General features: G+C 42.5%; 21 protein-coding genes. 13 read left to right on the top strand and 8 right to left on the bottom strand.

The features are described from left to right. Positions 1-5: 5 nt before the first annotated feature. The 4 genes from IWX76_RS13290 to IWX76_RS13275 form a co-directional block, all read right to left on the bottom strand. Positions 6-779, bottom strand: a complete 774-nt coding sequence (locus IWX76_RS13290) for an ABC transporter ATP-binding protein (RefSeq protein ID WP_196860429.1) — start codon at positions 777-779, stop codon at positions 6-8. Positions 780-784: 5 nt separating this feature from the next. Then, on the bottom strand, positions 785-1591 hold the full coding sequence (locus IWX76_RS13285; RefSeq protein WP_196860425.1) for an MlaE family ABC transporter permease: 807 nt from the start codon (positions 1589-1591) through the stop codon (positions 785-787). Positions 1592-1660: 69 nt separating this feature from the next. Beyond that, on the bottom strand, positions 1661-3307 hold the full coding sequence (glgP, locus tag IWX76_RS13280) for an alpha-glucan family phosphorylase (protein WP_196860423.1): 1647 nt from the start codon (positions 3305-3307) through the stop codon (positions 1661-1663). Positions 3308-3336: 29 nt separating this feature from the next. Then, positions 3337-4101, bottom strand: coding sequence for a DUF1269 domain-containing protein (locus IWX76_RS13275; protein WP_196860421.1), 765 nt, complete (start codon positions 4099-4101; stop codon positions 3337-3339). A gap of 140 nt (positions 4102-4241) precedes the next feature. Here IWX76_RS13275 and IWX76_RS13270 point away from each other — a divergent pair, with 140 nt between their 5' ends. From IWX76_RS13270 to IWX76_RS13260, 3 genes are read left to right on the top strand one after another with little or no spacing between them, the layout of a single operon-like run. Next, positions 4242-4757, top strand: coding sequence for an RNA polymerase sigma factor (locus tag IWX76_RS13270; protein ID WP_196860420.1), 516 nt, complete (start codon positions 4242-4244; stop codon positions 4755-4757). Next, positions 4741-5361 (top strand): hypothetical protein, encoded by a 621-nt coding sequence (locus tag IWX76_RS13265; RefSeq protein WP_196860418.1) that lies wholly within the window; start codon positions 4741-4743, stop codon positions 5359-5361. Before IWX76_RS13270 ends, IWX76_RS13265 begins: the two co-directional genes overlap by 17 nt. A gap of 40 nt (positions 5362-5401) precedes the next feature. Further along, positions 5402-6484, top strand: coding sequence for a glycoside hydrolase family 43 protein (locus tag IWX76_RS13260; protein WP_334641916.1), 1083 nt, complete (start codon positions 5402-5404; stop codon positions 6482-6484). Here IWX76_RS13260 and IWX76_RS13255 read toward each other — a convergent pair. Further along, positions 6481-6714 carry a hypothetical protein gene (locus tag IWX76_RS13255; protein ID WP_196860417.1) on the bottom strand — a complete coding sequence of 78 codons (234 nt, stop codon included), beginning with the start codon at positions 6712-6714 and terminating at the stop codon, positions 6481-6483. The two genes, IWX76_RS13260 and IWX76_RS13255, sit on opposite strands and share 4 nt — an antisense overlap. A 167-nt stretch (positions 6715-6881) precedes the next feature. Here IWX76_RS13255 and lspA point away from each other — a divergent pair, with 167 nt between their 5' ends. The 6 genes from lspA (at position 6882) to IWX76_RS13225 (ending at position 15674) form a co-directional block, all read left to right on the top strand. Further along, positions 6882-7418: a signal peptidase II gene (lspA, locus tag IWX76_RS13250; RefSeq protein ID WP_334641915.1), complete on the top strand. Its 537-nt coding sequence runs from the start codon at positions 6882-6884 to the stop codon at positions 7416-7418. 29 nt (positions 7419-7447) lie between these two features. Beyond that, the gene (locus IWX76_RS13245; protein WP_196860413.1) at positions 7448-8761 is read left to right on the top strand and encodes a serine/threonine protein kinase; all 1314 of its coding nucleotides are present in this window, start codon (positions 7448-7450) and stop codon (positions 8759-8761) included. 11 nt (positions 8762-8772) lie between these two features. Then, a complete protein-coding gene (locus IWX76_RS13240) occupies positions 8773-9726 on the top strand; it encodes a hypothetical protein (protein WP_196860411.1) in 954 nt (317 codons plus the stop codon). Positions 9727-9816: 90 nt separating this feature from the next. Then, the gene (locus IWX76_RS13235) at positions 9817-10929 is read left to right on the top strand and encodes a PP2C family protein-serine/threonine phosphatase (protein ID WP_196860409.1); all 1113 of its coding nucleotides are present in this window, start codon (positions 9817-9819) and stop codon (positions 10927-10929) included. Beyond that, the gene (locus tag IWX76_RS13230; protein ID WP_196860407.1) at positions 10907-14902 is read left to right on the top strand and encodes an FtsW/RodA/SpoVE family cell cycle protein; all 3996 of its coding nucleotides are present in this window, start codon (positions 10907-10909) and stop codon (positions 14900-14902) included. The genes IWX76_RS13235 and IWX76_RS13230 overlap by 23 nt, the downstream gene beginning before the upstream one ends. Further along, positions 14883-15674 carry an FHA domain-containing protein gene (locus IWX76_RS13225; protein WP_196860405.1) on the top strand — a complete coding sequence of 264 codons (792 nt, stop codon included), beginning with the start codon at positions 14883-14885 and terminating at the stop codon, positions 15672-15674. The genes IWX76_RS13230 and IWX76_RS13225 overlap by 20 nt, the downstream gene beginning before the upstream one ends. Here IWX76_RS13225 and IWX76_RS13220 read toward each other — a convergent pair. After that, the gene (locus IWX76_RS13220; protein ID WP_196860403.1) at positions 15662-17035 is read right to left on the bottom strand and encodes an NAD-dependent succinate-semialdehyde dehydrogenase; all 1374 of its coding nucleotides are present in this window, start codon (positions 17033-17035) and stop codon (positions 15662-15664) included. The two genes, IWX76_RS13225 and IWX76_RS13220, sit on opposite strands and share 13 nt — an antisense overlap. 47 nt (positions 17036-17082) lie before the next feature. Between IWX76_RS13220 and IWX76_RS13215 the strand changes: the two genes are divergently transcribed. Continuing rightward, complete coding sequence (locus IWX76_RS13215; protein WP_196860401.1) at positions 17083-17949, top strand: aldose 1-epimerase family protein; 867 nt, start codon at positions 17083-17085, stop codon at positions 17947-17949. Positions 17950-18006: 57 nt separating this feature from the next. Here IWX76_RS13215 and IWX76_RS13210 read toward each other — a convergent pair whose 3' ends face one another. Next, positions 18007-19551 carry a malate:quinone oxidoreductase gene (locus IWX76_RS13210; protein ID WP_334641914.1) on the bottom strand — a complete coding sequence of 515 codons (1545 nt, stop codon included), beginning with the start codon at positions 19549-19551 and terminating at the stop codon, positions 18007-18009. Between the two features lie 272 nt (positions 19552-19823). Between IWX76_RS13210 and IWX76_RS13205 the strand changes: the two genes are divergently transcribed. After that, positions 19824-20123 carry a hypothetical protein gene (locus tag IWX76_RS13205; RefSeq protein ID WP_196860397.1) on the top strand — a complete coding sequence of 100 codons (300 nt, stop codon included), beginning with the start codon at positions 19824-19826 and terminating at the stop codon, positions 20121-20123. On the opposite strand, the gene IWX76_RS13200 is transcribed toward IWX76_RS13205, so the two are convergent. Then, positions 20089-21285 carry a metallophosphoesterase gene (locus tag IWX76_RS13200; protein WP_196860396.1) on the bottom strand — a complete coding sequence of 399 codons (1197 nt, stop codon included), beginning with the start codon at positions 21283-21285 and terminating at the stop codon, positions 20089-20091. The two genes, IWX76_RS13205 and IWX76_RS13200, sit on opposite strands and share 35 nt — an antisense overlap. 46 nt (positions 21286-21331) lie before the next feature. Here IWX76_RS13200 and IWX76_RS13195 point away from each other — a divergent pair, with 46 nt between their 5' ends. Together IWX76_RS13195 and IWX76_RS13190 are read left to right on the top strand one after the other, a co-directional pair. Next, entirely contained in the window at positions 21332-22528 is a 1197-nt protein-coding gene (locus tag IWX76_RS13195) for a Pycsar system effector family protein (RefSeq protein ID WP_334641913.1), read from the top strand. Between the two features lie 8 nt (positions 22529-22536). After that, positions 22537-23400 carry an SdiA-regulated domain-containing protein gene (locus tag IWX76_RS13190; RefSeq protein ID WP_334641912.1) on the top strand — a complete coding sequence of 288 codons (864 nt, stop codon included), beginning with the start codon at positions 22537-22539 and terminating at the stop codon, positions 23398-23400.

Below are 23400 nucleotides of genomic sequence, written 5' to 3'. Positions count from 1 at the left end.
AAAAATTATTTTATAAAATTGTAATCGTAAAAAGGTTGCACCCTTTCATCGTTTGTGTTAAAAACCTCTTCAAAACTTCCCTGACGCTCAAAATTACCATCCAGTAGCATGGCAACACGGTTGCCTACCATTTTTGCACAAGTCAAATCATGTGTAATAACAATGGAACTGGTGTGATAACGTTCCTGAACTTCGTTAATCAGGCTATTAATTTCCATGCAGGTAATGGGATCCAGCCCAGCTGTTGGCTCATCGTAAAGCATGATTTCAGGTTGCAGGATCAGGGTTCTGGCAATGCCGATTCTTTTCCTTTGTCCACCTGATAATTCTGATGGCATTTGATTGATGGCTTGCGCCAAACCCACGGCATCCAGCGTACTTTCCACAGCATGGTCTACTTCGCCCTGTGTTAAATCACGGCGGTTTCTCACTAAGGGGAATTCCAGGTTCTGCCTTACGGTCATACTGTCGTATAACGCGCTATTTTGAAAGGAAAATCCTACTTTTAGTCGTAATTCAAGCAGTTGCTGGTAAGTAATCTCATCAACAATATTGTTCAATACCTTTACCATGCCTTGATCGGGCGTAAGGAGACCGATGATAATTTTAATAAGCACGGATTTTCCGGTACCCGATTTACCAAGTACCACCAGATTTTCGCCTTTATACACGTCAAGGTCTACATCTTTAAGCACATGATAATTGCCGAAAGATTTGTATAAGCCTTTAATTTCAATGACTTTTTCCTGATTAGGATCTGTTAGTTTTTTCTCTGTCATGACGATTAGGTTCTAAATAAGCCGAAAAACTGAACAGAAATCACCTCTTCTATAAAGATGAGGAACATGGCGGTTACCACCGCAGAATTGGCGGCTTTACCTACACCTTCGGTACCTTTATCAGAATTATAACCTTTATAACACCCTACAATACCAATAGTAAAGCCAAAAACAATGGCTTTTATGGTTGATGCCGTAATGTCAAGAAAGGTAATGGACTCCAGAGAGGCTTCAAAATACGCTTTAGCACTGGTGTCTTCGAACATGGCAATGTTCACCAGTCCGCCCAGCATCCCGATCATGGCTGTATAAAAAGTTAAGATAGGAATGGTAATGGTGGCTGCTAAAACCCTGGTGGTCACTAAAAATTTAAAGGGGTTGGTGGCTGATACTTCCATGGCATCAATCTGTTCGGTAACCCGCATGGAGGCCAATTCGGCACCAATGCTGGAGCCAACCTTACCTGCGGCAATTAAACCAGTTAATAAGGGGGCCAGTGTACGCAACAAGGCAATACCAACCAGAGAAGGCAGCCAGGAAGTGGCACCAAATTCGGCCAGGGAAGGCCGGCTTTGTTTAGCGAATACAATACCGGTTATAAAACCGGTTGTTGATATGAGTAAGGCTGAACGATAGCCAATATCATAACATTGCCGCCATAATTCTTTGAGCTCATACGGGGGTAAGAAGCCTTCTTTAAAGAAGCGGGCAATAAATTGATAGACATCGTTGAGGGTTAAAAACAACCGGGTAAAACGCCCAGGAGTTTTAGCTTCTTCATTTAATGTGGGTGAAGTTTCTTTGCTCTCCATCTAGAGAATGAGTGTGTGTATTATTGACGAATTAGTTTTTATGTTCAAAACCTGAGCCAAAGTTAAACATTAATATAATATCTGTTCATATTCTTTGACCATTCTACCCGAATCGAATGTTGGTACAATTTCCAGGGCGGCTGTTTTAACCATAGCCAACCACTTTTGCTGGTCATTATAGTACAGTGGAACGATCACTTTTTCCAATTTATCCAACAGTCCTTCTGCTTCGAACCTGTCTTTCTCTTCGCCGGTTAAATGATCTTCAGCAGGAGCAACAACAAAAGCATTGTGTTGGTCAACTGCAAACTCAGGTACCCAGCCATCAGGTAAGGAGAGGTTCAGGCTGCCATTCATGGCTGCCGTCATGCCACTGGTACCCGAGGCTTCGCGATACATGCGCGGGTTGTTTAGCCATACATCAGAACCCTTTTTCAGCAGTGCAGATAACTGCAATTCATAGCCGGTTAATACGGTGCAGTTTTTAAGTTTTTTAGTGCTGTTGATTAAGTGGTTAAAGGTTTCAATGGCGCCTTCATCTTCAGGGTATGGTTTTCCAGCCCAGATAACTTGTATTGGAAACTCCGTATGATTGACTAATGACAGGAAGCGATTCCAGTCGTTCATCAGCAAGTCGGCGCGTTTATAACCTGCAAAGCGGCGGGCCCAAACTACCGTAAGTACATCAGGGTTAAATATCTTACCAGACTGGTCGGCTACTAATTTAAAGAGCGCTGTTTTCATTTCTTTTTTACGCAAAACAATCGCGGCGTCGTCATTAGCAGTAATAGCCTGATCTAATTGCTTATCTGCCCAATAGGTTTTATTTTGGGCATTGGTAATCGACGTAATCTCGCAGATATTAGGGTTGGCATTCCACATGTCGCGTGCAACCTGTCCGTGTAAGGCAGAAACCCCATTGGCTTTACGTGCAAAGAGCAGCGAGGCCAGGGTATAATTAAGTACATCACCCTCTAATTGCAAGATATGTTTTACCTCGTGGTCCTGAAGGTGGTAGAAGAATGACATTTTTTTAAGCAGGCTGTAGCTGTGTTCCTCATTACCTGCAGCTTCAGGCGTATGGGTGGTAAAAACTACTCTCTTTTTCACTTCTTCCAGGCTTTTGTGTTTGGCATAGAGGTAAAAGTTAAGGGGTAGCGAGTGGCCCTCATTCATGTGGTACACATCAATATTCAGGTTAAGCTCATCAAGCAGTTTAGCACCGCCGATACCTAATACCATGGATTGTGCAATGCGTGTGGATTCGTTTGAATCGTATAAACGGTGGGTGATGGACTGGCTCTGCCAATCGTTGCCTTCCACATCGGTACTTAGTAAAAATAGTGGCGCAGAACCAAAGGTATCTGGCGCTAATAAATAGGCTTTTACTTTTACCGGAGCATCATGGATGTTAATGGTGAATTCGATACCAGGATCTTGAAGAAAAGAATAGTTTTTCTCTACATAGAAAGGTTTCATGGTGGCATCTTTTCCACGAAGCTGGTCGTAATACCCATATTTCCATAACATCCCAATACCGATGGTGGGGTGTTTTAACTCATAAACACTGCGCATATGCGAACCGGCAAGAAATCCGAGTCCGCCACTGTATGTTTTTAGCGATTGGTCGATTGCAAATTCCATGGAAAAATAAGCAACAGTTTTTTTGTATTGTTCGGCTGGTGTATAGCCGAAGATCTGATCTTTCGTCATCATAGGGATAATACGGGATTATTTGGGGTAAGTTACCTGTTGCGTTTAATTTGTGCTAATCTTTTTTGTTGTTCTTCCAAACGGTTTTGCAGGCGTTCCCTGGTATCAGCGCTGGGCTCCGTGGTAGGCGGTTGGGTGTTGTCTATCCAGGCTTGGTATTGTTTTTCCTGCTGGTCGGTATTGACATCCAGCTGGCGTTGCAGCTGCTCTCTTTTGGTTCTTAAATTAGCAAGGGTAGCATTCCAGTCTGCTTTTTCTGCACCCTGAGCTTCCAGGTACTTTGTTTCGGCGGCCTTAATGGCTTCGTTGGTCTTGCTCAACTCTGATTGAGCTGGCAAAAACAATTCTTCATGCACATCAAACCTTTTTAAATCAATACTGATGGGCAGCAGCACGGTGTCCACTGGTGTTTCCCAATCTTCCCAAACGTGGGCAATTAACACCGATTTTCCAGTAGGGATATTGGCGGATACCTTATCCAGGTAATCTGAAACGTCTTCTGCACGCAAGGTATCACTGGCCGATCCGGCAATCATGCCACCGGCAACGCCAACAATAAAACCAAGTGGTCCTGCAAGCAGGCCTAATAAACCACCAACCAGGCCACCACTTACTACGCCAGTACCTTCAGCCTTGTCTTTTGCTGAGCGGATGGCTGTTTTACCATCATCATCTTTGGTTAATACATAGGTTTCTCCGAGAGAAATATCTTTTGTCTGATCTAGCTGTTGTAATCCCTGTAATCCCGTAAAGGCCTCCACTTCATTATTGAAGAGGGCTTGAATCATTTTTTCCATGTTGCAAATAAATATTTTCTGTGTTTACTACAATTTAAGGCTGCTTTTAGTTTTAAATTCGGGCTTGATGACCTGAAGATGATGTGGGGGATGTAGTTTTTAAAGAGGTTTAGCTACTAACGCTTTAAAAGATGTTTAACATGGAACATACAGAAGAACAATTTTTATCGGAGCTTCATAGCCATGCAGGAATTATTCATCGCATCTGTAAGAGTTATTTTACGGAGGTAGAGTTGCAAAAAGATGTTTACCAGGATATTGTGTACCAGCTGTGGAAAGCTTATCCTTCGTTTAAGGGGCTTTCGAAGTTTTCGACCTGGATGTATCGCATTGCCTTAAATACGGCAATTACCTATCACCGCAAAGCAAAGCGGCAACCAGAGGAACTGCGGCTGACGGACCAGGCTGAACGGATGGCGGCAAGTGATACGGACGATCTGGAAGAGCAGGTAGGTCATTTATATGCCGCCATTAATACGCTGAACGATATAGAAAAAGCCATTGTGCTGTTGTACCTCGACGAACATCCTTATGAGGAAATTGCCACCATTTGTGGCATGAGTGCAAAAAATGTGGGTGTAAGGCTGGTGCGTATTAAAAAAAAGCTGGAGAAATATTTTAAATTAAAACAGAACGATTATGGACACATTAGATGATTTGAGAGGAGACTGGAAAAGAGGTAGGGATCTTGGTGCACCTTTATTACCATTAAAAAATAGTGAGCTAAAAGATTGGATTAAGGGAAGTATGAAGAAAGAACAGCAATTGGTTTTTCGATATGCGGTAAAAACATTTATTTGGTCGCTCCTGGTCTTTTCGTTTTTAACCTACCTGATGCTTCGTTTTTGGGGAGACTGGAATTTATTTGTGGTATGTATGGCAGCCATGGCCATCTATATTCCTTTCACTGCTGTTTTTATGAAACATTATAAGCGGTTTTTTGCTGTGGAGTGTGGAGTACAACAAGAGGTTGATTTAAAACAGGGCTTGCACATAAAATTTATGGCACTGAAGCAATTTTACAGCGTTAAAAAGATTTTTGACTGGTTGATGGTGCCTTTAAGTTGTGCAGTGATTGCGCTTACGGTAAACAAGTATGCTTTCGATGCGCCATTTATTGAGCACCTTGGTTTTAACATAATCACCTTTATCCTGTATAGTACGGCATTTATATATGTAACCCGGAAGGACAACACTACTTATTTTAAGGTGCCGATGAAAAAAATGGAAACAGTAATGCGAGAGATGGAGGACGATTAATTTAGTTTTTTCTATATTCATGGTTTCTAAACCTGACCCAATGATGAAACGTAATCCATTTCCCTTATTTCTTTTTTTATTGCTCCTGATCGATATGCCTGTGAATTCGCAGGACAAGAAACCTATAATGTCGGGAAACCCCTTGTTTCCCGGCTGGTATGCAGATCCGGAAGCTATCATCTTTGATGATACTTTTTGGATTTATCCAACCTTTTCTGAAGATTATGGAAAGACCGCACGTTTAAGTAAACTGACACCTGAACAAAAGGCTTTGCAGAAAAACACGATTAATCCACAATACCTCAGACAAACCTTTCTGGATGCTTTTTCTTCGAAAGACCTGATTAAATGGAAAAAACACTCCAGAGTATTAGATGTTGAAAATATTAAATGGGCCGCTTATTCCATCTGGGCGCCATCTATCACCCGTAAAGACAACAAGTATTACCTGTTTTTTGGCGCAAACGACATCCAGAATGATAGTGAGCTTGGTGGCATTGGCGTGGCGGTATCAGATAAACCGCAAGGCCCCTTTAAAGACCACCTGGGCAAACCGCTGATCAGTAAATTCCATCATAAAGCACAACCCATTGACCAGTTTGTTTTTAAAGATAAAGACGGTCAATATTACCTGATCTATGGGGGATGGAAAAACTGTAATATCGCCAAGTTAAATGATGACTTTAGCGGATTTATTCCTTTTCCTGATGGCGAGACCTTCAAATCCATTACACCTGAAAACTATGTGGAAGGTCCGTTTATGTTTATTCGTAATGATAAATATTACCTGATGTGGTCTGAAGGTGGATGGATGGGCCCGCACTATAGTGTAGCTTACTCCATTGGCGACTCACCACTTGGGCCATTTAAAAGAATCGGAAAAGTATTGGAGCAGGATCCTCAGATCGCAAGAGGCGCTGGGCACCACTCGGTGTTCAATTTACCGGGTACAGATGAATGGTATATCGTTTATCACCGCAGGCCTTTAAATACCACTGTTGGCTATCATCGGGAGACAAGTATCGAACGTATGTATTTTGATGAGGAGGGTAAAATTCTTCCGGTAAAAATAACTAAGGAGGGTGTGGAGCGTAGGGTGATCGGCAAGACAAACAAGCCTTAATTCAAGGCGTTATAAATCATCATGCGGCTGGTGCTTTTCACACTGTCCACTGTAGATTTAATGGTCACTATCGTTTCTGCAGCATCAGGTGTTTGTAACACCTGGATTCTCTTTGCTGGCTGAACAATAGGTTCAGGAAGCGCCGTGTCACGGGAGGCGGAAAAGATGAAGGGGAACGTCACGATGATCGTGCCATAGGTAAGCTGTTTTAAGTAAGGCAATGTTTTCATAAGGTTTACGTTTCTAACCGTATTCCAAATAGAATGCCAACTTAATAGTGCCTTTTTTTTTGCAGCAGACTTATAGGAGTACCAGTATGTGATTTATTATAGTACAATGTTGTTTAATAAGGCATACATTAATGTATGTAAAAAAGTATCCAGTAGCAATTCTTAGAATGAAAAATAATGTGCTTTTTAGAAACTTTATCCTATTAGTTATATTATGCAGCAACCTGGCCTGCGACCAGTTAAGTAAAAATATAGCCAGAGATGAGCTTCGCTATGATGAGCAGATTAAATTGTTCGGAAATTGGTTAACCCTGGTGAAAGTAGAAAATACTGGCGCTTTTTTAAGCTTTGGCGACAGCATGCCTGAAGGGCTAAGGTTCTTGTTTCTGACATTGCTTCCTATAGTGGTTCTTGCTGCCGGAGTATATTATCTTTTCAGTAATAAATACCTGCCAAAGACTTATGCTGTAGGGCTTTGCTTTGTAATAGGTGGTGGTACCGGAAATGTGTACGACCGCCTGTTACATGGTTCAGTAACGGATTTTCTGCACCTTGACTTAGGACTGTTTCAAACAGGCGTTTTTAACTTTGCCGACGTTTCTATTATGCTGGGAATGGGATTGCTGTTTTACCAGGTAATATTTAAAAAAACCGCTGGCGTTACAGGTCAGGATACGGTTAAAACACACGCAGACGTTTTATAAATGGAACTAAAATTGTAGTAACAATAACAATGAGTAAAGTATTTACGATTACTGAAGGCCTGGAAAACATGGGTGCCCTGCGCACCGGAGGACAGGGTTCAGTTTATAAAGGAAGACGTATTGGTCCCATTATTACTGCGGTAAAACTTTTGCCTACACCAATCCATACGGAAAGTGTAGCAGATAAGAATTTCCGTAACTTTCAAAATGAAGTAGAGAAACTCAAGAAAGTAAACGAAGAACCTAACCCGAATGTGGTTAAGATTTTAAACTCCGGCATTACCGAGAGCGGTTCTTTCCCATTTATTGAAATGGAATTTATTGATGGTCCCGATCTGGAAGATTTACTTAAACCACCACATGATCCGGTATTTTCAATTAAGGAAGTGATTAAGGTGGCCGACCAGCTGGCCAATGCTTTGGCCCATTGCCATAAGCTTTCGGTCAAACATGGCGACATTAAAAGTAATAATGTAAAGTTCAATATCCACTCAGGCAATTACGTATTGCTTGATTTCGGTTTGTCGGCCATGTCTGACGACCAGCGACGGACCAGCATCCAGCACGCTGGTGCGGTAGAATTTATGGCACCGGAGCAGAATGAAGGACAACTGTTATTTCAGACCGACATTTATAGTTACGGTATTATTCTCTATGAGTTACTTGCCGGTCAGGTGCCTTTCCCGCTTCGGGAGCAAGGACAGAAGGCCAGAAATGAATTGATGCTGGCACACCTGGAGCAACCTGTTCCTGGCGTGCTTACGCTACGGCAAGGAAATATGCCAGAGCAATGGTCTGAAGAGAAGAAGTTTCATGAGATGCAGGTTCCGCAATGGCTGCGTGATGTGATTGAAAAGTGTTTGCTGAAAGACCCCGCTCTTCGATTTGAAAACGGGGTAGTATTACAGGAATACATTATCCACAATAGCGTATCGTCATTAACTGACCCCCGGGTATTAGAAGCCGCAGTGGTTAGGCCGCAGCCTGTTCCAGAAATGATCACGACGATGGAAGCCGTTGACCCCGACCGCATCAACGTGGCCAGACCTGTGTTTTATTCCATGATTATATTAATGGTGGTGATGGCAGGCACACTAGCGGTATTATTATTTGGTATTGGCGAGCCGGAAGAAGTTCCTGTACGCGACCAAACGGTTCAGCGGCCGGTAGACACCCTGGTGCAACCTAAACCTGAGGAGAGGAAGGTGGCTACCCCCTCGGAAGATCCGGAACTGGACACGCTGCTCGATACCTCCTATATTTCTCCAGTGGAGATTAAACCTGTAAAACGACCAGTAAGAGATAGTACAAAATTAGATTTAGATACGACCGTTTATTTTTAAGCAACACACAGATGGAATCAAAAAATACTTTCTGGCAACGGATTGGCCTGCAGGACCTGTTTTTACCTGGTGAAAAGTCAAAAGCATTTAAAGCTGCACGGGCATTAACGCCAGACAGCATTTATAAATATATTTTAGAAAAATTTAAAGAGTCGGTACGTGAGCTTTCTTTTGCAGAGCGGGTAGTGTTTTATCATGAATACATGATCTGTTTCAATGCGGAGGACTACAAGGAGTTTCTTACCCAGAAGCAAGGTCTGTTTGGCATCATTGTAGATGAATCGGTAAAACAATTTTATCAGGTACTGCGGGCGCATACCAAGGAAGGTAAAAAAGTACAGCCATCGAGCTCTAAATGGGTGTTTCGTTTGGTGTCGCATCCGGATTATGAAAGAGGTGATATTGGTTTTATAGGTAAACTGCTGCCCGGAAGCTCACAGAAAGACGATAACCTAAGGGTAACCTTCATTCCAAGGCAAACCGGGGTAGTGCAGACCTTTGATGTCAATGAGGATATTTTAAAAGGGTTCACTTATTATAGTGAAGGTTATTATGAATTGCCTTATGCACCTGAACTGGATGAATCGGATCAACCGGCAGTGAAGAAAAAGTCGGCAAAATTATATGCCCGTCTGGATACCATTATGCCCGACCAGAAGTACGCCGGTAAAAAGTTTGAATACCTGATGAAGGATGATGACATTGTAGTGTCGGGTGCAGAAGAAACACGCGAAGAGCCTCAGGTTTTTAAAATCCCGTCAGACTGGGTGGATTCACCACACCTGCGCATCCGTTTTAATGCAGCCGATGGTAAATTATACCTGGCCTCTTTCGGGGAGAAAACCATTATTAATGAGAATGAAGTGAAGCGCAGTAATATAAATGCGCCGGATTGGATGGAATTACCGATCAACTCGAAAATTATGCTGAACGGAATAGTGGGTATAAACGTATTTAAAGGATAAAAAGAATGTCACAACTTTTAACATGGGCATTATTGGTCCTTTGCATAGCCTTAGTGGCCATGCATTTCAACGATATTAAAAAACACGGTAATGGACAATAATATTTTTGGCCAAACAGATGTTGGTAAAGTAAGAGATAATAACGAGGATGCTTTTATTGCAGAGGAATTATTGCACAGTGGTTTTATTTTAGGCTGTGTTATTGATGGGGTAGGTGGTTATGAAGGTGGCGAAGTAGCAGCTGAAATTGCTAAAAACTGCATCAAAAAAAACCTCTTTAATGTGACCTCCGAGGATTTAATTCCGCGGATGATCGGCACCCTGAAGTTGGCGAATGAAGAGATTTTTAACCGCAAACGCCTGGATCCAACATTGGAACAGATGGCCTGTGTACTTACACTGGTTTTAGCTGATGTGGAGAACAATAAGTTATATTATGCCCATGTGGGTGATACCCGCTTGTATTTATTACGGGATCAGGCTTTAGTTAAAATTACTACCGATCATTCTTTTGTTGGTTTTCTGGAAGATTCTGGTCGCCTGAGTGAATCAGCGGCAATGAGCCATCCGAAAAGGAACGAAATTAACCAGGCATTGGGCTTTGACAGTACGGCAGCAATGAAGGAAGATTTCATTGAAACCGGCGAGAGCCCGTTTTTACCTGGTGATATGTTGCTGCTTTGCAGCGATGGCCTGACCGACAGGATTGATAAAGACCAGATTACCTCGATCATCACCCAACACCCGGGTTTGCCCTTTGCGGCAGGCTTGTTAATTGATGCGGCCAATGAGGCTGGCGGGCATGATAACATAACCGTGGTATTGGTGAAAAATAATAATAAACCAGCCAGCCATGAGGCTTCTAAGCCTATTCCAAGGAAGGAAACTGCTGAACAACAGGAAATTCCGTTGTCTGCCATTCCAGCTGCTGCGGCAGTAAAACCTTTAAGGCGTAATAGAGGGTGGATTTATTTCCTGATTGGCCTTGTGGTGGTCCTCTTAGGGGTGATTGGCTTGCTGATTCAGCAGGTGCTTTACCTGCAGAAAACCGAGCGTCAACTGGCGCCGATTCTGGAAAATCCTTGGGAACCTTTGCCCGCAACGCCTCAGGATACCATTAAAACACCTTTAAAAGATAGTTTATCACGTACAGACACCCTTTCAACGAAAACACAAACCAATGGAAAAAGAACAGTTGAGTAGTTATTCCGGAAATGGAAGACGGCGTAACGAGCGCCTGTTTTTAGGTGTTCTGTCGGTAATTATGATCTTGTTTTTTTTTAAATTATTTGGCGTCCTGGAATTCCGCATGGCGGACACAGACACTAAAATTGCTACAGGAAACATTGTTAACCTGAATGCTTCTGAACCTGTAAAAGAGGTGATGGGTGTATTGGAAAGGGGTAATTATGACCTGGATAAACGGGATATTGGTTTTATTGGCACCGTATTGGGAAGTCGCCTGGATGTGGGGGAGACCTTTTCCAACATTGGTGAATTGAACAAGCGTAAATATTATGTGCCTGCTGAAGAAGCCTATCAGCAAGGCGGCGCCTCTTTTAAGAAAAGGGTATTGCTTTCCAGAGCTTTATTGGGTTTCGATGAAATAAGCGGCATTTCTTACGATAAAGAATTAAAACAGCCCCGGGCATATCCTGCAGCTGTAGACCTCAAAAAAGGGACTTATAGTATAGCAGGTGAGGTGTTGGACGAAGGTACCGGTGTTGCGGGGGTGCTGGTGAAATTGCAACAAGTAATTCCACAGGATAGCCTGGATATTTTACCGCTAACGGCATTTGCCAGAACGGCTGCAGATGGTTCGTTTAGCTTTAACCACCTGGTAACCGGGAGGTCGTATATGGTTTTGCCCTTACGACCGGGTTATGAATTTGGAATCACACAGGGTGTCGTAGCGCTTGATGACGACCGGGAGTTTACGTTTAACCAGCAGCCTCACCAAATACGGTTGGTATCGTCGCGTGATTTTAGTACAATTAAATCTGACGGTGCTTTTATTGTGAGAAGTCCAACTGAATTTACGAATGGTTTCTGGATGATTGCAGGTGCTTACATTCTGATATTTTTAGTACTGCACCTACTGATGACCTGGAAAATGCCACATGCAGATCAATTTATCCTGCCAGTGGTCATGGTATTAACAGGTTTATCACTGCTCACCCTTTTGAGTTTGCAGGATCCTTTAAGAGACCGTTTTCTGGCTATTGATACGGTCAAATACCTGGGTATAGGCGCTTTGTTAATCAGTATTTTGCTGTTTATTAACTTCAGGCGTTTTAATCCAGATTCAGCGCTTTACCGCATGTTCGTGTTTAAGCAGAAGCGATCGGCCGCCAATGGCTGGCCCTGGATAGTGTTAGCGATGTTGTTGCTGATGGCTACAATTGTTTTAGGTTCCGGACCGGAAGGAAGCGGTGTAAAAGTTAACCTGTTGGGTGTTCAGCCTAGTGAGTTGGTGAAATACCTGATTATTCTTTTTCTTGCAGGTTTTTTCGCGCTCAATGAACGATTTATTTCTGAATATTCAAGCTGGCAAAAGCGATGGTCATTTTTCTCTTTTGCCCTGATCTCCATTATCGTCACTTTATTTCTGTTTTTAGCGCTGGGCGATTTAGGACCGGCAATTGTGATCTGTTTTACCTTTATTATCCTGTTCTCTTTCTCCAGAGGCGACTTTATGTTTATGGCAGCCTTTGTGGGTTTGTATGTGTTGGCTACTTATTTGTTGAGTAACATCTGGCTGGCAGCGGGCATTACTTTTGGTATTTTGTTATTGGTTCAGTTTTTTAAACGGAAGCAAGCCAGTGAATCTGCTTTAATGGCATTACTGGTGATTACTGCATTTTTAACCATCGACAAATTGCCCTTGTTACCGCAACTGGTACCTGGGCCCGTGGAACGTTTAACGGATCGGAAAGCCATTTGGCAGGACGCCTGGAATAATGAGGTATATGGTGGTGACCAGGTAGCCAATGGGCTTTGGGCAATATCCAGTGGTGGATTTGCCGGTCAGGGTACTGGTCAGGGTTTTGCTAAAACAATTCCTGAAGCGCATACCGATATGATTTTACCTGCCATGGGCGAAGAATTTGGCTGGGCAGGGATGGTCTGTATTTTTGTATTGTTTTTACTTTACCTGCACCGGTCCATATTAATAGGGCGCCAAACGGGAAATCCTTTTCTATTTTATATCTGTGCCGGTATCGGTATCAGTACTTTTATACAATTTGTTTTGATTGCAGGGGGCTCTACGGGTGCTTTGCCGCTATCTGGAGTCTCACTTCCTTTCGAAAGTTATGGGGGATCCTCGTTAGTAATCAATTTAGTGGCAGCAGGATTTTTATTGACTACTTCGAAATTAAAGGGAACTCCGTTGCAACTGGAATACCTACAGAAACAACAGGATTCGAACCTGGTGCCTGCCCTTGCAGTAGCAAGTATAGGGATCCTGGTATTGGTGGGAAACATTGGTAGTTATGCCATTAACAAAGCATCCTGGATTGCCAAACCATCATTGGTGGCAGATCGAAGCGGTTTAAGGATGTTTAGTTATAACCCGCGTATTGGGATTCTGATGCGTAAGCTGGAATCTGGTAATGTTTACGACCGGAATGGAAGGATCCTGGCCACCAGTGATCCAGAGATGGTGATTAAACAAAGGAAGTTATTAATGCAGGCTGGCGTAGGTAATTACGACCTGGATTCGGCCATGCACAAAAGGCCTAAACGTTTCTACCCTTTTGAAGACGAGATGTTTTTCTGGACAGGTGATGCCAACACAGGCATCTTTACCGGGGGTTTAAATGGATATTTTGCCGAATATGTGCATGCAGCAGAATTAAGGGGTTTTAAAATGCCGGTAACTAATTATAGTGTAACCGCCTCCCGTTTCAGGGAAGATCGTTTCCTGCCACGTGGCGTAAAAGAAATGACCGTTCATCAAAATGATTTCAGTGAACTGACCCCATTATTATTATCGGGATTGGATACTGCTGATATTGCGGCGCTGAAGCGAAAAAACAGAGATGTTCGCCTGGCTTTAGATGCTTCCTTACAAACGCGCATTCAACGTTCTATTGCAGCAGATACAGCACTTCATGATAACCGGGTATCGGTAGTGGTGATGGAATCTTCAACCGGCGATGTGCTTGCATCAGCCGCTTATCCTTTACCTGCGGTAAATAACTGGGAACAATTAAACTTAACCAATGCCGAGCAAAATAAATTACCGGGCTGGGTAAATAATTCAGATCCAGGTTTTACCCTGGCTACACAACCCGGCTCTACGGCCAAGGTATTAACAGCTTTAGCTTCCTTTAATAAATTAGGTCAGGATGCAGTTAAAAAAACATACCAGGTAAGCCGGAATGAGCGGATCAGGACAAAAGGAATAGAACCAGATGAAACTGGTTTAATTACCCTTCAACGTGCCATCGTGAAATCAAACAACGTTTATTTTATTAAGCTGGCGAATGAGGAAAAGCTGCAGGAGGAAATGGCTACATTATACCTAAAAACGGGTATGTTTTTAAACGGTGTTGGTGGTTATTTTTATGATCGGAAGACCAACAACCAGGCGCAGGAAGAGAAGTGGTTTGATTTGTGGCGGAAAACCACTTTCAAAAGCAGGTACAACCCCAATAACATCTATAAACATCGCGCAACAGGTATCTCCGGAATGGCCTGGGGACAAGGTGAATTGATTGCCACACCGGCTTCCGTAGCCCGTTTGGCAAGTGGTATTGCTAACCAGGGAGTATTGTTACCCAACCGTTATGCATTAAAAATAAGTGATTCGCTGGTGATGAAAAAACCAGGCGTAAAACTGGCTAAGGAGGCCCAGTATGCCAATACACTGCGTACCTTTATGATTGAACAAAGTGCAAACCGATCGGCACTTTATGGGGTGAACCTGGCCGGAAAAACCGGAACACCGGAACGGGTATGGAAGCAGGAAAAAATAAATGATGGTTGGTACGTGTTTTTCTCACCAAATGCCACAGGAACGGGCAATACGGTAGTTTGTATACGAGTAGAATCAACAAGGGGATCATCTGACGCTGTGAAACTTGCAGGTCAACATGTGATTCCAATTTTGTTAGAAAAAGGATATATTAAAAGCAATAAAAAAGTAACTTATGTTCAACCTGTTCAATAGAAGTTCCGATCAGCATCCTTTGGATGTAAAGCTGGTCAGAGAACATATCCTCCAGTTTATTAAAGAAGAATTGCAGAAGTCTGAAGGTGGCGAAGGCGCACATATTCATACCCTGAAGCTTTTTGCTGCCCCTGCAGCGACCGAAAAACACCTCTATGAGGCTGCGGTATATATAGCGGAGCCCGACAGGTTGAAGAAGGAAATTCAGCGAATTGCAGATAATTTTGCGGTTAACTTACCGATTAACTGGGTGCTTGAAACGCATATTCAGGAGCAGCTTCCTGCCGATGGGATCAGGTATAAAGAATTGCCCCTGGTACTGGCCATCGAAAGTGAGGTGGTTGAAGCACCACAAGCTCCCGTTGTACACAATAGTGCGCGTATAGTGGTGATTGCTGGGCGTGCTGAAGCTCATGAATACATGATTACCAGTGCAGATGGGCGTGTTAACCTGGGCAGGGAGAAAACGGCAACCACCAGTGGTGGGGGTATGCGTACCAATCATATTGTTTTTCCCGATGATCCCGAATTCCCTGGTAACCGTTTCGTGAGCCGCATTCATGGGCATTTAGAATGGAACCAAAAAAGGGGAGGTTTTATGTTGTTTGCTGATGAGGGCGGTGTGCCTCCGGGAAATAAAACCAAAGTACAATCCCTGGGCGAAGATGGACAGTTTAAGCTGAACTCCGCACAAGTGGGGCACTTTCTGCAGGAGGATGATCAGATCATTCTTGGCGAATCGGTGGTACTTCAGTTTAATTACCTGACGTAAACGGTCTTGATGTTCACGAATTCGCGAATACCAAAAACACCGAGTTCTCTGCCATAACCACTTTGTTTGATGCCCCCGAAAGGTAAACGGGGGTCGGATTTAACCAGGGCGTTGACAAAACACGAACCTGCATGTAATTGGTGACTGGCGATTTGTTCGCCTTTCACTTCATCTTTGGTAAATACTGCAGCGCCTAAGCCAAATAAGGAATCATTGGCTACCCGAATGGCCTCTTCGGTATTTTTCACTTTGATGACCAGGGCAACAGGACCAAAAAGCTCCTCCGTATATGCAGGCATTCCTTTTTTTATTCCGGTTAAAATGGTGGGGGTGTAAAAAGCATGATCGCCCGGAAATTCAGGGATTTCTCCGCCTAAGATACATTCCGCACCTGCGGCAATAGTATCCAATACTTGTTGATGCAGTTCATCACGCAAGTCCTTTCTGGACATAGGACCTAGCTGTGTGTTTTTTGCAAAAGGGTCTCCTGTTCTTTTCGCCGACATTTTCGCTTTGAACAGTTTAATAAATTCTTCGGCAATGCTTTCTACCAGGATAAAACGTTTAGCGGCAATGCAGCTTTGGCCATTGTTGATCAACCGGCTTTCTGCGCATATCCCGGCGGCATAATCCAGGTTAGCATCTTCCAGCACCAGGTAGGGGTCGCTACCACCTAATTCCAATACTGATTTTTTCAAAAGTGCTGCGGCCTGTTGGGCAACCTTCATGCCTGCCTGCGTACTGCCGGTTAAAGTTACTGCTTTGACAATGGGGTTTTCGATGACCTTTTGCACCGCTTTGCTTCCAATCACCAGGGTCTGGAACACGTGCTCCGGGAAGCCTGCAGCTAATAATACCTCTTCTATGGCGAGTGCACAGCCCGTCACATTGGAGGAATGTTTCAACAGGCCACAGTTTCCAGCCATCAATCCAGGGGCTATAAACCGGAAAGCTTGCCAAAAGGGGAAGTTCCAGGGCATAACGGCCAATACAACCCCCAAAGGTTTATAGGTGACAAAACTACGCGTGGCCTCCGTGGCGATCATTTCATCCTTGAGGTACTTTTCCCCATTTTCTGCATAATATTCACAAACGGCAGCACACTTTTCAATTTCATCTAGCCCAGCTTGAAGGGGTTTTCCCATTTCCAGGGCCATGAGTTCTGCAAGTTTCTGTTGCCTTTTTCTAAGCACAGCAGCCGTATTATTAAGGAGGACCGCTCTTTCCTTAAAAATAGAATTCCGCCAAGGGCCCCAGGCCGCCTGTGCCTGTTCGATCTTTTTGGCAACTACTTCTTCTGCATCTTCTTTATAGGTCTTGATGACTTCTCCGTTAACGGGATTAATTGATTGCATGCTCATCTCATAAATTTAGGCATTATTGAAGGAATTATTTACTTTTAGCAGGTATGATTTTATTGGAGAACGAATATATAAAGGCCTCTTTTCTTAAAACGGGTGCCGAATTGAAACAACTGGTCCACAAAAAAACGGGTATGGATTACCTGTGGAACAGCGATCGTGAATATTGGGCAAAATCAAGTCCGGTTTTATTTCCCATTGTTGGCGCCCTAAAAAATAACACCTATACCTATGAAGGTAAGGCGTATTCTTTACCCAGGCATGGTTTTGCGCGTGACATGGAATTTGAAGTGACCCAGGTTAATGACCACACCTTGTTGTTTACACTTAAACAGACCGCCGAAACCTTAAAACAATATCCTTTTGAATTTAAGTTAGGCCTTCGTTACGTGCTGGATGACACCACACTTTCCTGCACCTACGAAGTTGATAACCCCGGTCATAAAGACCTGCTTTTTTCCATTGGTGCACATCCTGCTTTTAAAGCACCCTTAGTCGAAGAGGCAAACTACAGTGATTATCAACTGGTATTTAACAAGGATACTGAATTACTTTACCATAAAATAAGCGACAACCTCATCGATTCAGCTACGGTTGCATTACCCTTAATTGACGGTGCTTTGGCCCTTAGGCATGAACTGTTTTATGAAGATGCTTTGGTTTTCAAAACGATGAAGAGTGACCAGATTACTTTGCAGGACAGCCAGGCAAAACATGGACTTCATTTTAAATATGATGGTTTCCCTTATTTTGGCATTTGGGCGGCAAAGGATGCGAATTTCGTATGCCTGGAACCCTGGTGTGGAATTGCAGACCATGTGGGACACCAGGGCAAGCTGGAAGAAAAAGAGGGCATCAATCGTTTGAGTCCACAAAACTCATGGAACCGAACCTGGCAGGTTACCTGTTTTTAAGGCATAAAAAAAGTCCTGGCCGTTAAACCAGGACTTTTCATAGCTTATGAAATCCAACTAGCTCGCTATAGTACTTAGACCTTCAGGGTGTAAGTTTAAAGCATGTGTAGTTTGCGTTCTTATTTTTTCACTTAAAGTGGCATCTTCACTAAGGGTATAACCATAAGAAGGAACCATTTTCTTCAGTTTCTGCTGCCATTCCGGTGTATTGATTTTTTCTGGGAAACAACGCTCCAATAGGTGGATCATAATGGACACTGCAGTAGAAGCACCGGGTGATGCGCCTAATAAGGCAGCAATAGAGCCATCAGCCGCACTTACTACCTCGGTGCCAAACTCCAGTACTCCGCCGTGCTCCGCATCCTTCTTGATCACTTGTACGCGTTGGCCTGCAGTTTCCAACTCCCAGTCTTCCATTTTTGCATTTGGCAAATATTCACGTAAAGCATCCAGTCGTTCATCGTTTGATTGACGTATTTGATTAATCAGGTATTTAGTTAATGGAATATTAGCTAATCCTGCAGAAATCATGGGCATGATATTATCTGATTTTATGGATAATGGAAGGTCCATTAATGACCCTTTTTTTAGGAACCTTGTAGAAAACCCTGCATATGGGCCAAAAAGCAAGGCTTTTTTACCATCAATCATACGTGTATCCAGGTGTGGAACAGACATTGGTGGCGATCCAACTGAGGCCTTTCCGTATACTTTGGCATGGTGACGCTCAATAATTTCTGGGTTTACGCATTTCAACCATTGTCCGCTTACCGGGAAACCGCCGAAACCTCTTCCTTCTGGAATATCTGATTTTTCAAGTAGTGGTAAGGAACCACCACCTGCACCAATAAAGACGAATTTAGCTTTCACTACTCTTCTTTTTCCAGTTGCTTCATCTCTAACTTTCACTTCCCATAAGCCGTTAATCTGCCTAAGCTTTTTCACATCATGAGTAAAGTGAAGTTTTACCTGTTCTTTGGTTTGCAAGGTATTGAACATCATTTTGGTTAGCGCACCAAAATTAACATCCGTACCCATATTCATCCGTGTGGCGGCAACTTTCTCATCTGATGGACGTCCTTCCATCACTAGAGGAATCCACTCTTCCAGGGTTTTACGATCTTCAGTATAGGTCATGCCTTTAAATAAATGACATTTTTGAAGCTCGTTATATCTTTTATTTAAAAAATCCACGTTTTTCTCCCCCCAAACAAAACTCATATGGGGAATGCTCTGAATAAATTTATCTGGAGCACCAATCAGGCGGTTTTGAATCAGAAAGGCCCAAAATTGTTTAGAAACTTCAAAAGATTCTGCAATTTTTACAGCTTTATCTGTTTCTACAGAACCGTCTTCCCGTTGTGGGGTATAGTTTAATTCGCAGAATGCTGAATGTCCGGTACCTGCATTGTTCCAGGCATCTGAACTTTCTGCTGCCGCTACATCTAAACGTTCAAATATTTCAATACTTAAATCAGGTTGTAATTCTTTTAAGAGTACGCCTAAGGTGGCGCTCATAATGCCTGCGCCAATCAACACTACATCAGTTACCTCTACAGAATTATTCGTTTTCGTATTCATGTCATTTATTAAATTATGCAAAAATACATAAAAAAGTATTTTTTTTCGATCCCATTTTGGTAATGTTATCGCAATCTTCTTTACTAAATAATGTGATTTGCATTTTACGAATGTAACCTATAAGCTCATTTATTATCTTTCAGTCCTCATTGTAAGTGGTTTTAGGGTGTTTTTTCTGAATACTAATGATCGATTATGGTTGTAAATGAATTATTTTAAAAATATTTATAAAATTATTACCACCATAACAATAAAGATTATATTTTTACGAAAACAAATAATGCCCGTATGATATGACTTACAAATATAAAATTGAGGAATTTCTTGAAAATTTGCCCGTTAGGGAAAATAAGATGCTGGTAAATCAAATTCCAGACATCCTGGGTGTGTCTTACAATACGTTTCGTAACTATTGTAAAATTCCATTAAAAAGCAAAAAGGACATTCCTTATGAATGTGTGCGCAAACTGGAGATTCTTTTTGGAATGACCTATGGGGAGTTAACTAATGCGCAACCCAATGGAAAGCATTACCTGGAGTTGGTTAAAAAAAATGTAGTTATTGAGCAGGACGAAGTTTATTCAAGGTTATAACTGTTATTTCAGGCCAAATACCAATTCTTCCTGAAAAACCTAAAAAGCCAAAACCCCGGTTAATATTGAGGTACTTGTTATTTTCCTGTTTTATACCTGCCCAGTGCGCATAGCGATACTTTACAGGACTCCATTTAATGCCAAAAGCCTCTAATCCAAACTGCATACCATGGGTGTGTCCGGATAAGGTTAAATGGATATGAAGTGGATGCTTTTTTACTTGTGCTTCCCAATGGGTGGGGTCATGCGATAACAGAATTTTGAAATCCTTGGCCTCAACATTTTTTAATGCTTTATTCAGATCGCCACGTTCACCAAAGCCTAAACCCCAGTTTTCTACACCGGCAAGGATGATCTTTTCGCCGTTCTTTGTGATTTCCACATGTTCATCTAACAGCAAGCGATAACCTAATTCGGCATGATACTGCTTTAGGCTTCGTAAGTTTGCCTCCTTATTAGCCTGACTATCCCATTTCACATAATCACCATAATCATGGTTTCCAAGAATGGAAAATTGTCCGAAAGGTGCCCTGATCTGTGAGAAGTAACTGATCCAGGGTATAATTTCATTAGCCTTATTATTCACCAGATCGCCAGTAAAAACAAATAAATCACTTTCCTGAGCTTTAATCAGGTCTATTCCCCGTTGTATCGCCTTTCGGTTGTTGAAACTGCCCGCATGAACATCAGAGATCTGCGTGATTTTAAAACCATCAAAGCTTTCAGGTAAATCTTTGAAATATAATTTATGGGAGATAATGCGATAAGCATATTTTCCCTTCACCATGCCGTACACAATGATGATTAAAGTGAATATGGCCAGCAGTGTTGCAAACGTTACCCAATATAAATTTCTTTGCCCATGCGTAAACAAGCGGTAAACATCACCCGGCAGAAGCGCGGCAATGAAAATCAGTTCTACAGAGATCAGCATTAAAAAGGCATGCGTAGCAAACTTAAAAAAGGCATCCATGCCATGACTCCCAATCCTTTTAATGGCATACACCAATGAAAGGGTAACCAGCGAAATAATAAGCCAAAAACCTAAGGAAAGTAATGGGTTTTCGGTATATACGTGCAGCCCTGAAATTACATACCAGTTAAGAAGCAAGTATAAAAAGGCAAATATAAGGAGTAGAGGTAGGTTGGATCTGTTTTTCATCTAGAATTTGAAACACAAAAATACAGTATATTCGTTAATAATTTATATGATGGACGATTTGCAAACGCTAGCACAAATAAAAGCCTATGTGGAGAGCTTATTCCGAACAGGCCAAAATGACAAATTGTTTTACCACAACCTGGAACATACGGAAGAGGTGATTGCCCATGCGGTAGAAATGGCTAATCATTACCGATTAGCAGACAAAGATTTCTTTACCCTGATGGCCGCCTGTTGGTTCCACGATGTGGGCTATTTAAAGCACAGTAATGACCATGAAGCCATGGGAGCTGCTTTAGCTGCCGAATTTTTAAGGGCTAAAGAGGTGCCGGAAAGCCAAATTAACGAGGTTGTAGCCTGCATTATGGCAACCAAAATGCCACAACAACCCAAAGGTTTATTGCAACAGCTCATCTGTGATGCTGATCTCTATCATTTAGGCACCCCACAGTTCAAAGAACGAAATAAAAGCATTCGTAAAGAAGAAGAAACACGACACGGCCCAATTGATAAAACGAGGTGGCGGGAAGAGAATATTAAATTCTTGCGTCAGCACAGTTTCCATACGGATTATGCCGTCAAACTTTTAAGCAAGGGGAAAGAAGAAAACCTGGCCGCCCTGCTAAAAAAGAATGAACCAGCACAGCAGGTGAAAATCATTGATCAAAAAGACGATGCCACTGCAAAAGAGGCGAAAAAGGATAAGACTGATCGCCCGGATAAAGGCATTGAAACCATGTTCCGCATTACATCCAACAACCACCAGCGCTTAAGTGACATGGCCGATAATAAAGCACATATCATGATCTCTACCAATTCGATCATTTTGTCGGTGATCCTAAGTATCCTGTTGCGAAAGCTGGAGGACAATACCCACCTGATTCTGCCCACCATATTATTGTTGATCACTTGTGTAGTGGCTATGGTATTTTCTATTCTCGCTACCCGGCCAAACATTCCTTCAGGAATATTCACAACCGATGACTTGCGCAGCAAACGTGTTAACCTGTTGTTTTTTGGAAATTTTTACCGCATGAACTTACCAGACTTTGATCATGGCATGCGCGTACTCATGGATGACCGCGATTTCCTCTATGGAAGTTTAATTAAAGATTTACATGGCCAGGGTGTTGTTTTAGGTCGTAAGTACCGGCTTATGCGCACTGCATACAATGTATTTATGTATGGGATCATTGTCTCCGTACTGTGTTTTATCATCGCGATGGTGATTGAATCTTTATAAATTATCCTATGAATTATAAATTGAATATGCTGTTGCCTATCACGCTCAGCCTCGTTTTTTTTGCCTGTAAACCAGCTGAGGATAAATACAGCAGTCCGAAAGGCTACGATTTACAGCACCCTGAAAAGTTTAATATGCCAGAAAGTTTACTCGAAATAAGTGGCCTTGCATTCTATCAAGGGCGGGCAGACACCGTTTATTCCGTTCAGGATGAGGATGGCCGACTTTTCAAACAAGCCTGGGGTATTAAAAAACAAAGCAGTGTTAAATTTGCAAAAAATGGCGATTTTGAAGATGTTGCCATTGCAAAACAAACCGTATATGTATTAAAAAGTTCTGGGAGCATCCTGAGTTTTCCCCTTGGTGAAGCACAACAGAAAAATACCGGGCAGACTAAAGAATGGAAAGACCTGGTACCTAAAGCAGAATACGAAGGTATGTATGCCGATGAGGCCAGTGGCGAATTATATGTTCTTTGCAAGGCCTGCGAGGTGGATAAAAAAGCACCCACAGCTACGGGTTACCTGTTTAATATAGAAGATAATGCACAAATCGTTGCTTCAGGTACATTTACCATCGACCTCTCTCCACTAAAGGCTTTAGGCCACGAAGTAAAAAAAGGTTTAAAAGCCTCGGCACTGAGTAAACATCCGGTAACGGGCGACTGGTACATTCTTTCTTCTGCCAATAAGCTGCTCCTCATTGCCGGTAAGGACTGGAAAATCAAAGAAGCTTATCACTTAAATTCTTCCCTATTTAATCAGCCTGAAGGAATTGCGTTTGATACGGCGAACAACCTGTACATTTCTAATGAGGGTGATGAAATAACGGCTGGGAATATTTTGAAATTTAACTATAAAAGACTAAATTAA

This window comes from Pedobacter sp. CAN_A7, assembly GCF_015752175.1.
Classification (GTDB): domain Bacteria; phylum Bacteroidota; class Bacteroidia; order Sphingobacteriales; family Sphingobacteriaceae; genus Pedobacter.
This window is presented reverse-complemented; position numbering and strand designations above follow the sequence as displayed.

Excerpts from the sequence above, each read along its gene's own strand:
- IWX76_RS13255 (WP_196860417.1), bottom strand. The coding sequence starts at position 6,714 with ATGAAAACATTGCCTTACTTAAAACAGCTTACCTATGGCACGATCATC.
- glgP (WP_196860423.1), bottom strand. The coding sequence starts at position 3,307 with ATGATGACGAAAGATCAGATCTTCGGCTATACACCAGCCGAACAATAC.
- IWX76_RS13230 (WP_196860407.1), top strand. The coding sequence starts at position 10,907 with ATGGAAAAAGAACAGTTGAGTAGTTATTCCGGAAATGGAAGACGGCGT.
- IWX76_RS13235 (WP_196860409.1), top strand. The coding sequence starts at position 9,817 with ATGGACAATAATATTTTTGGCCAAACAGATGTTGGTAAAGTAAGAGAT.
- IWX76_RS13225 (WP_196860405.1), top strand. The coding sequence starts at position 14,883 with ATGTTCAACCTGTTCAATAGAAGTTCCGATCAGCATCCTTTGGATGTA.
- IWX76_RS13275 (WP_196860421.1), bottom strand. The coding sequence starts at position 4,101 with ATGGAAAAAATGATTCAAGCCCTCTTCAATAATGAAGTGGAGGCCTTT.
- IWX76_RS13190 (WP_334641912.1), top strand. The coding sequence starts at position 22,537 with ATGAATTATAAATTGAATATGCTGTTGCCTATCACGCTCAGCCTCGTT.
- lspA (WP_334641915.1), top strand. The coding sequence starts at position 6,882 with ATGAAAAATAATGTGCTTTTTAGAAACTTTATCCTATTAGTTATATTA.
- IWX76_RS13290 (WP_196860429.1), bottom strand. The coding sequence starts at position 779 with ATGACAGAGAAAAAACTAACAGATCCTAATCAGGAAAAAGTCATTGAA.
- IWX76_RS13285 (WP_196860425.1), bottom strand. The coding sequence starts at position 1,591 with ATGGAGAGCAAAGAAACTTCACCCACATTAAATGAAGAAGCTAAAACT.
- IWX76_RS13270 (WP_196860420.1), top strand. The coding sequence starts at position 4,242 with ATGGAACATACAGAAGAACAATTTTTATCGGAGCTTCATAGCCATGCA.
- IWX76_RS13245 (WP_196860413.1), top strand. The coding sequence starts at position 7,448 with ATGAGTAAAGTATTTACGATTACTGAAGGCCTGGAAAACATGGGTGCC.
- IWX76_RS13220 (WP_196860403.1), bottom strand. The coding sequence starts at position 17,035 with ATGAGCATGCAATCAATTAATCCCGTTAACGGAGAAGTCATCAAGACC.
- IWX76_RS13215 (WP_196860401.1), top strand. The coding sequence starts at position 17,083 with ATGATTTTATTGGAGAACGAATATATAAAGGCCTCTTTTCTTAAAACG.
- IWX76_RS13205 (WP_196860397.1), top strand. The coding sequence starts at position 19,824 with ATGACTTACAAATATAAAATTGAGGAATTTCTTGAAAATTTGCCCGTT.
- IWX76_RS13265 (WP_196860418.1), top strand. The coding sequence starts at position 4,741 with ATGGACACATTAGATGATTTGAGAGGAGACTGGAAAAGAGGTAGGGAT.
- IWX76_RS13240 (WP_196860411.1), top strand. The coding sequence starts at position 8,773 with ATGGAATCAAAAAATACTTTCTGGCAACGGATTGGCCTGCAGGACCTG.
- IWX76_RS13260 (WP_334641916.1), top strand. The coding sequence starts at position 5,402 with ATGATGAAACGTAATCCATTTCCCTTATTTCTTTTTTTATTGCTCCTG.
- IWX76_RS13195 (WP_334641913.1), top strand. The coding sequence starts at position 21,332 with ATGATGGACGATTTGCAAACGCTAGCACAAATAAAAGCCTATGTGGAG.
- IWX76_RS13200 (WP_196860396.1), bottom strand. The coding sequence starts at position 21,285 with ATGAAAAACAGATCCAACCTACCTCTACTCCTTATATTTGCCTTTTTA.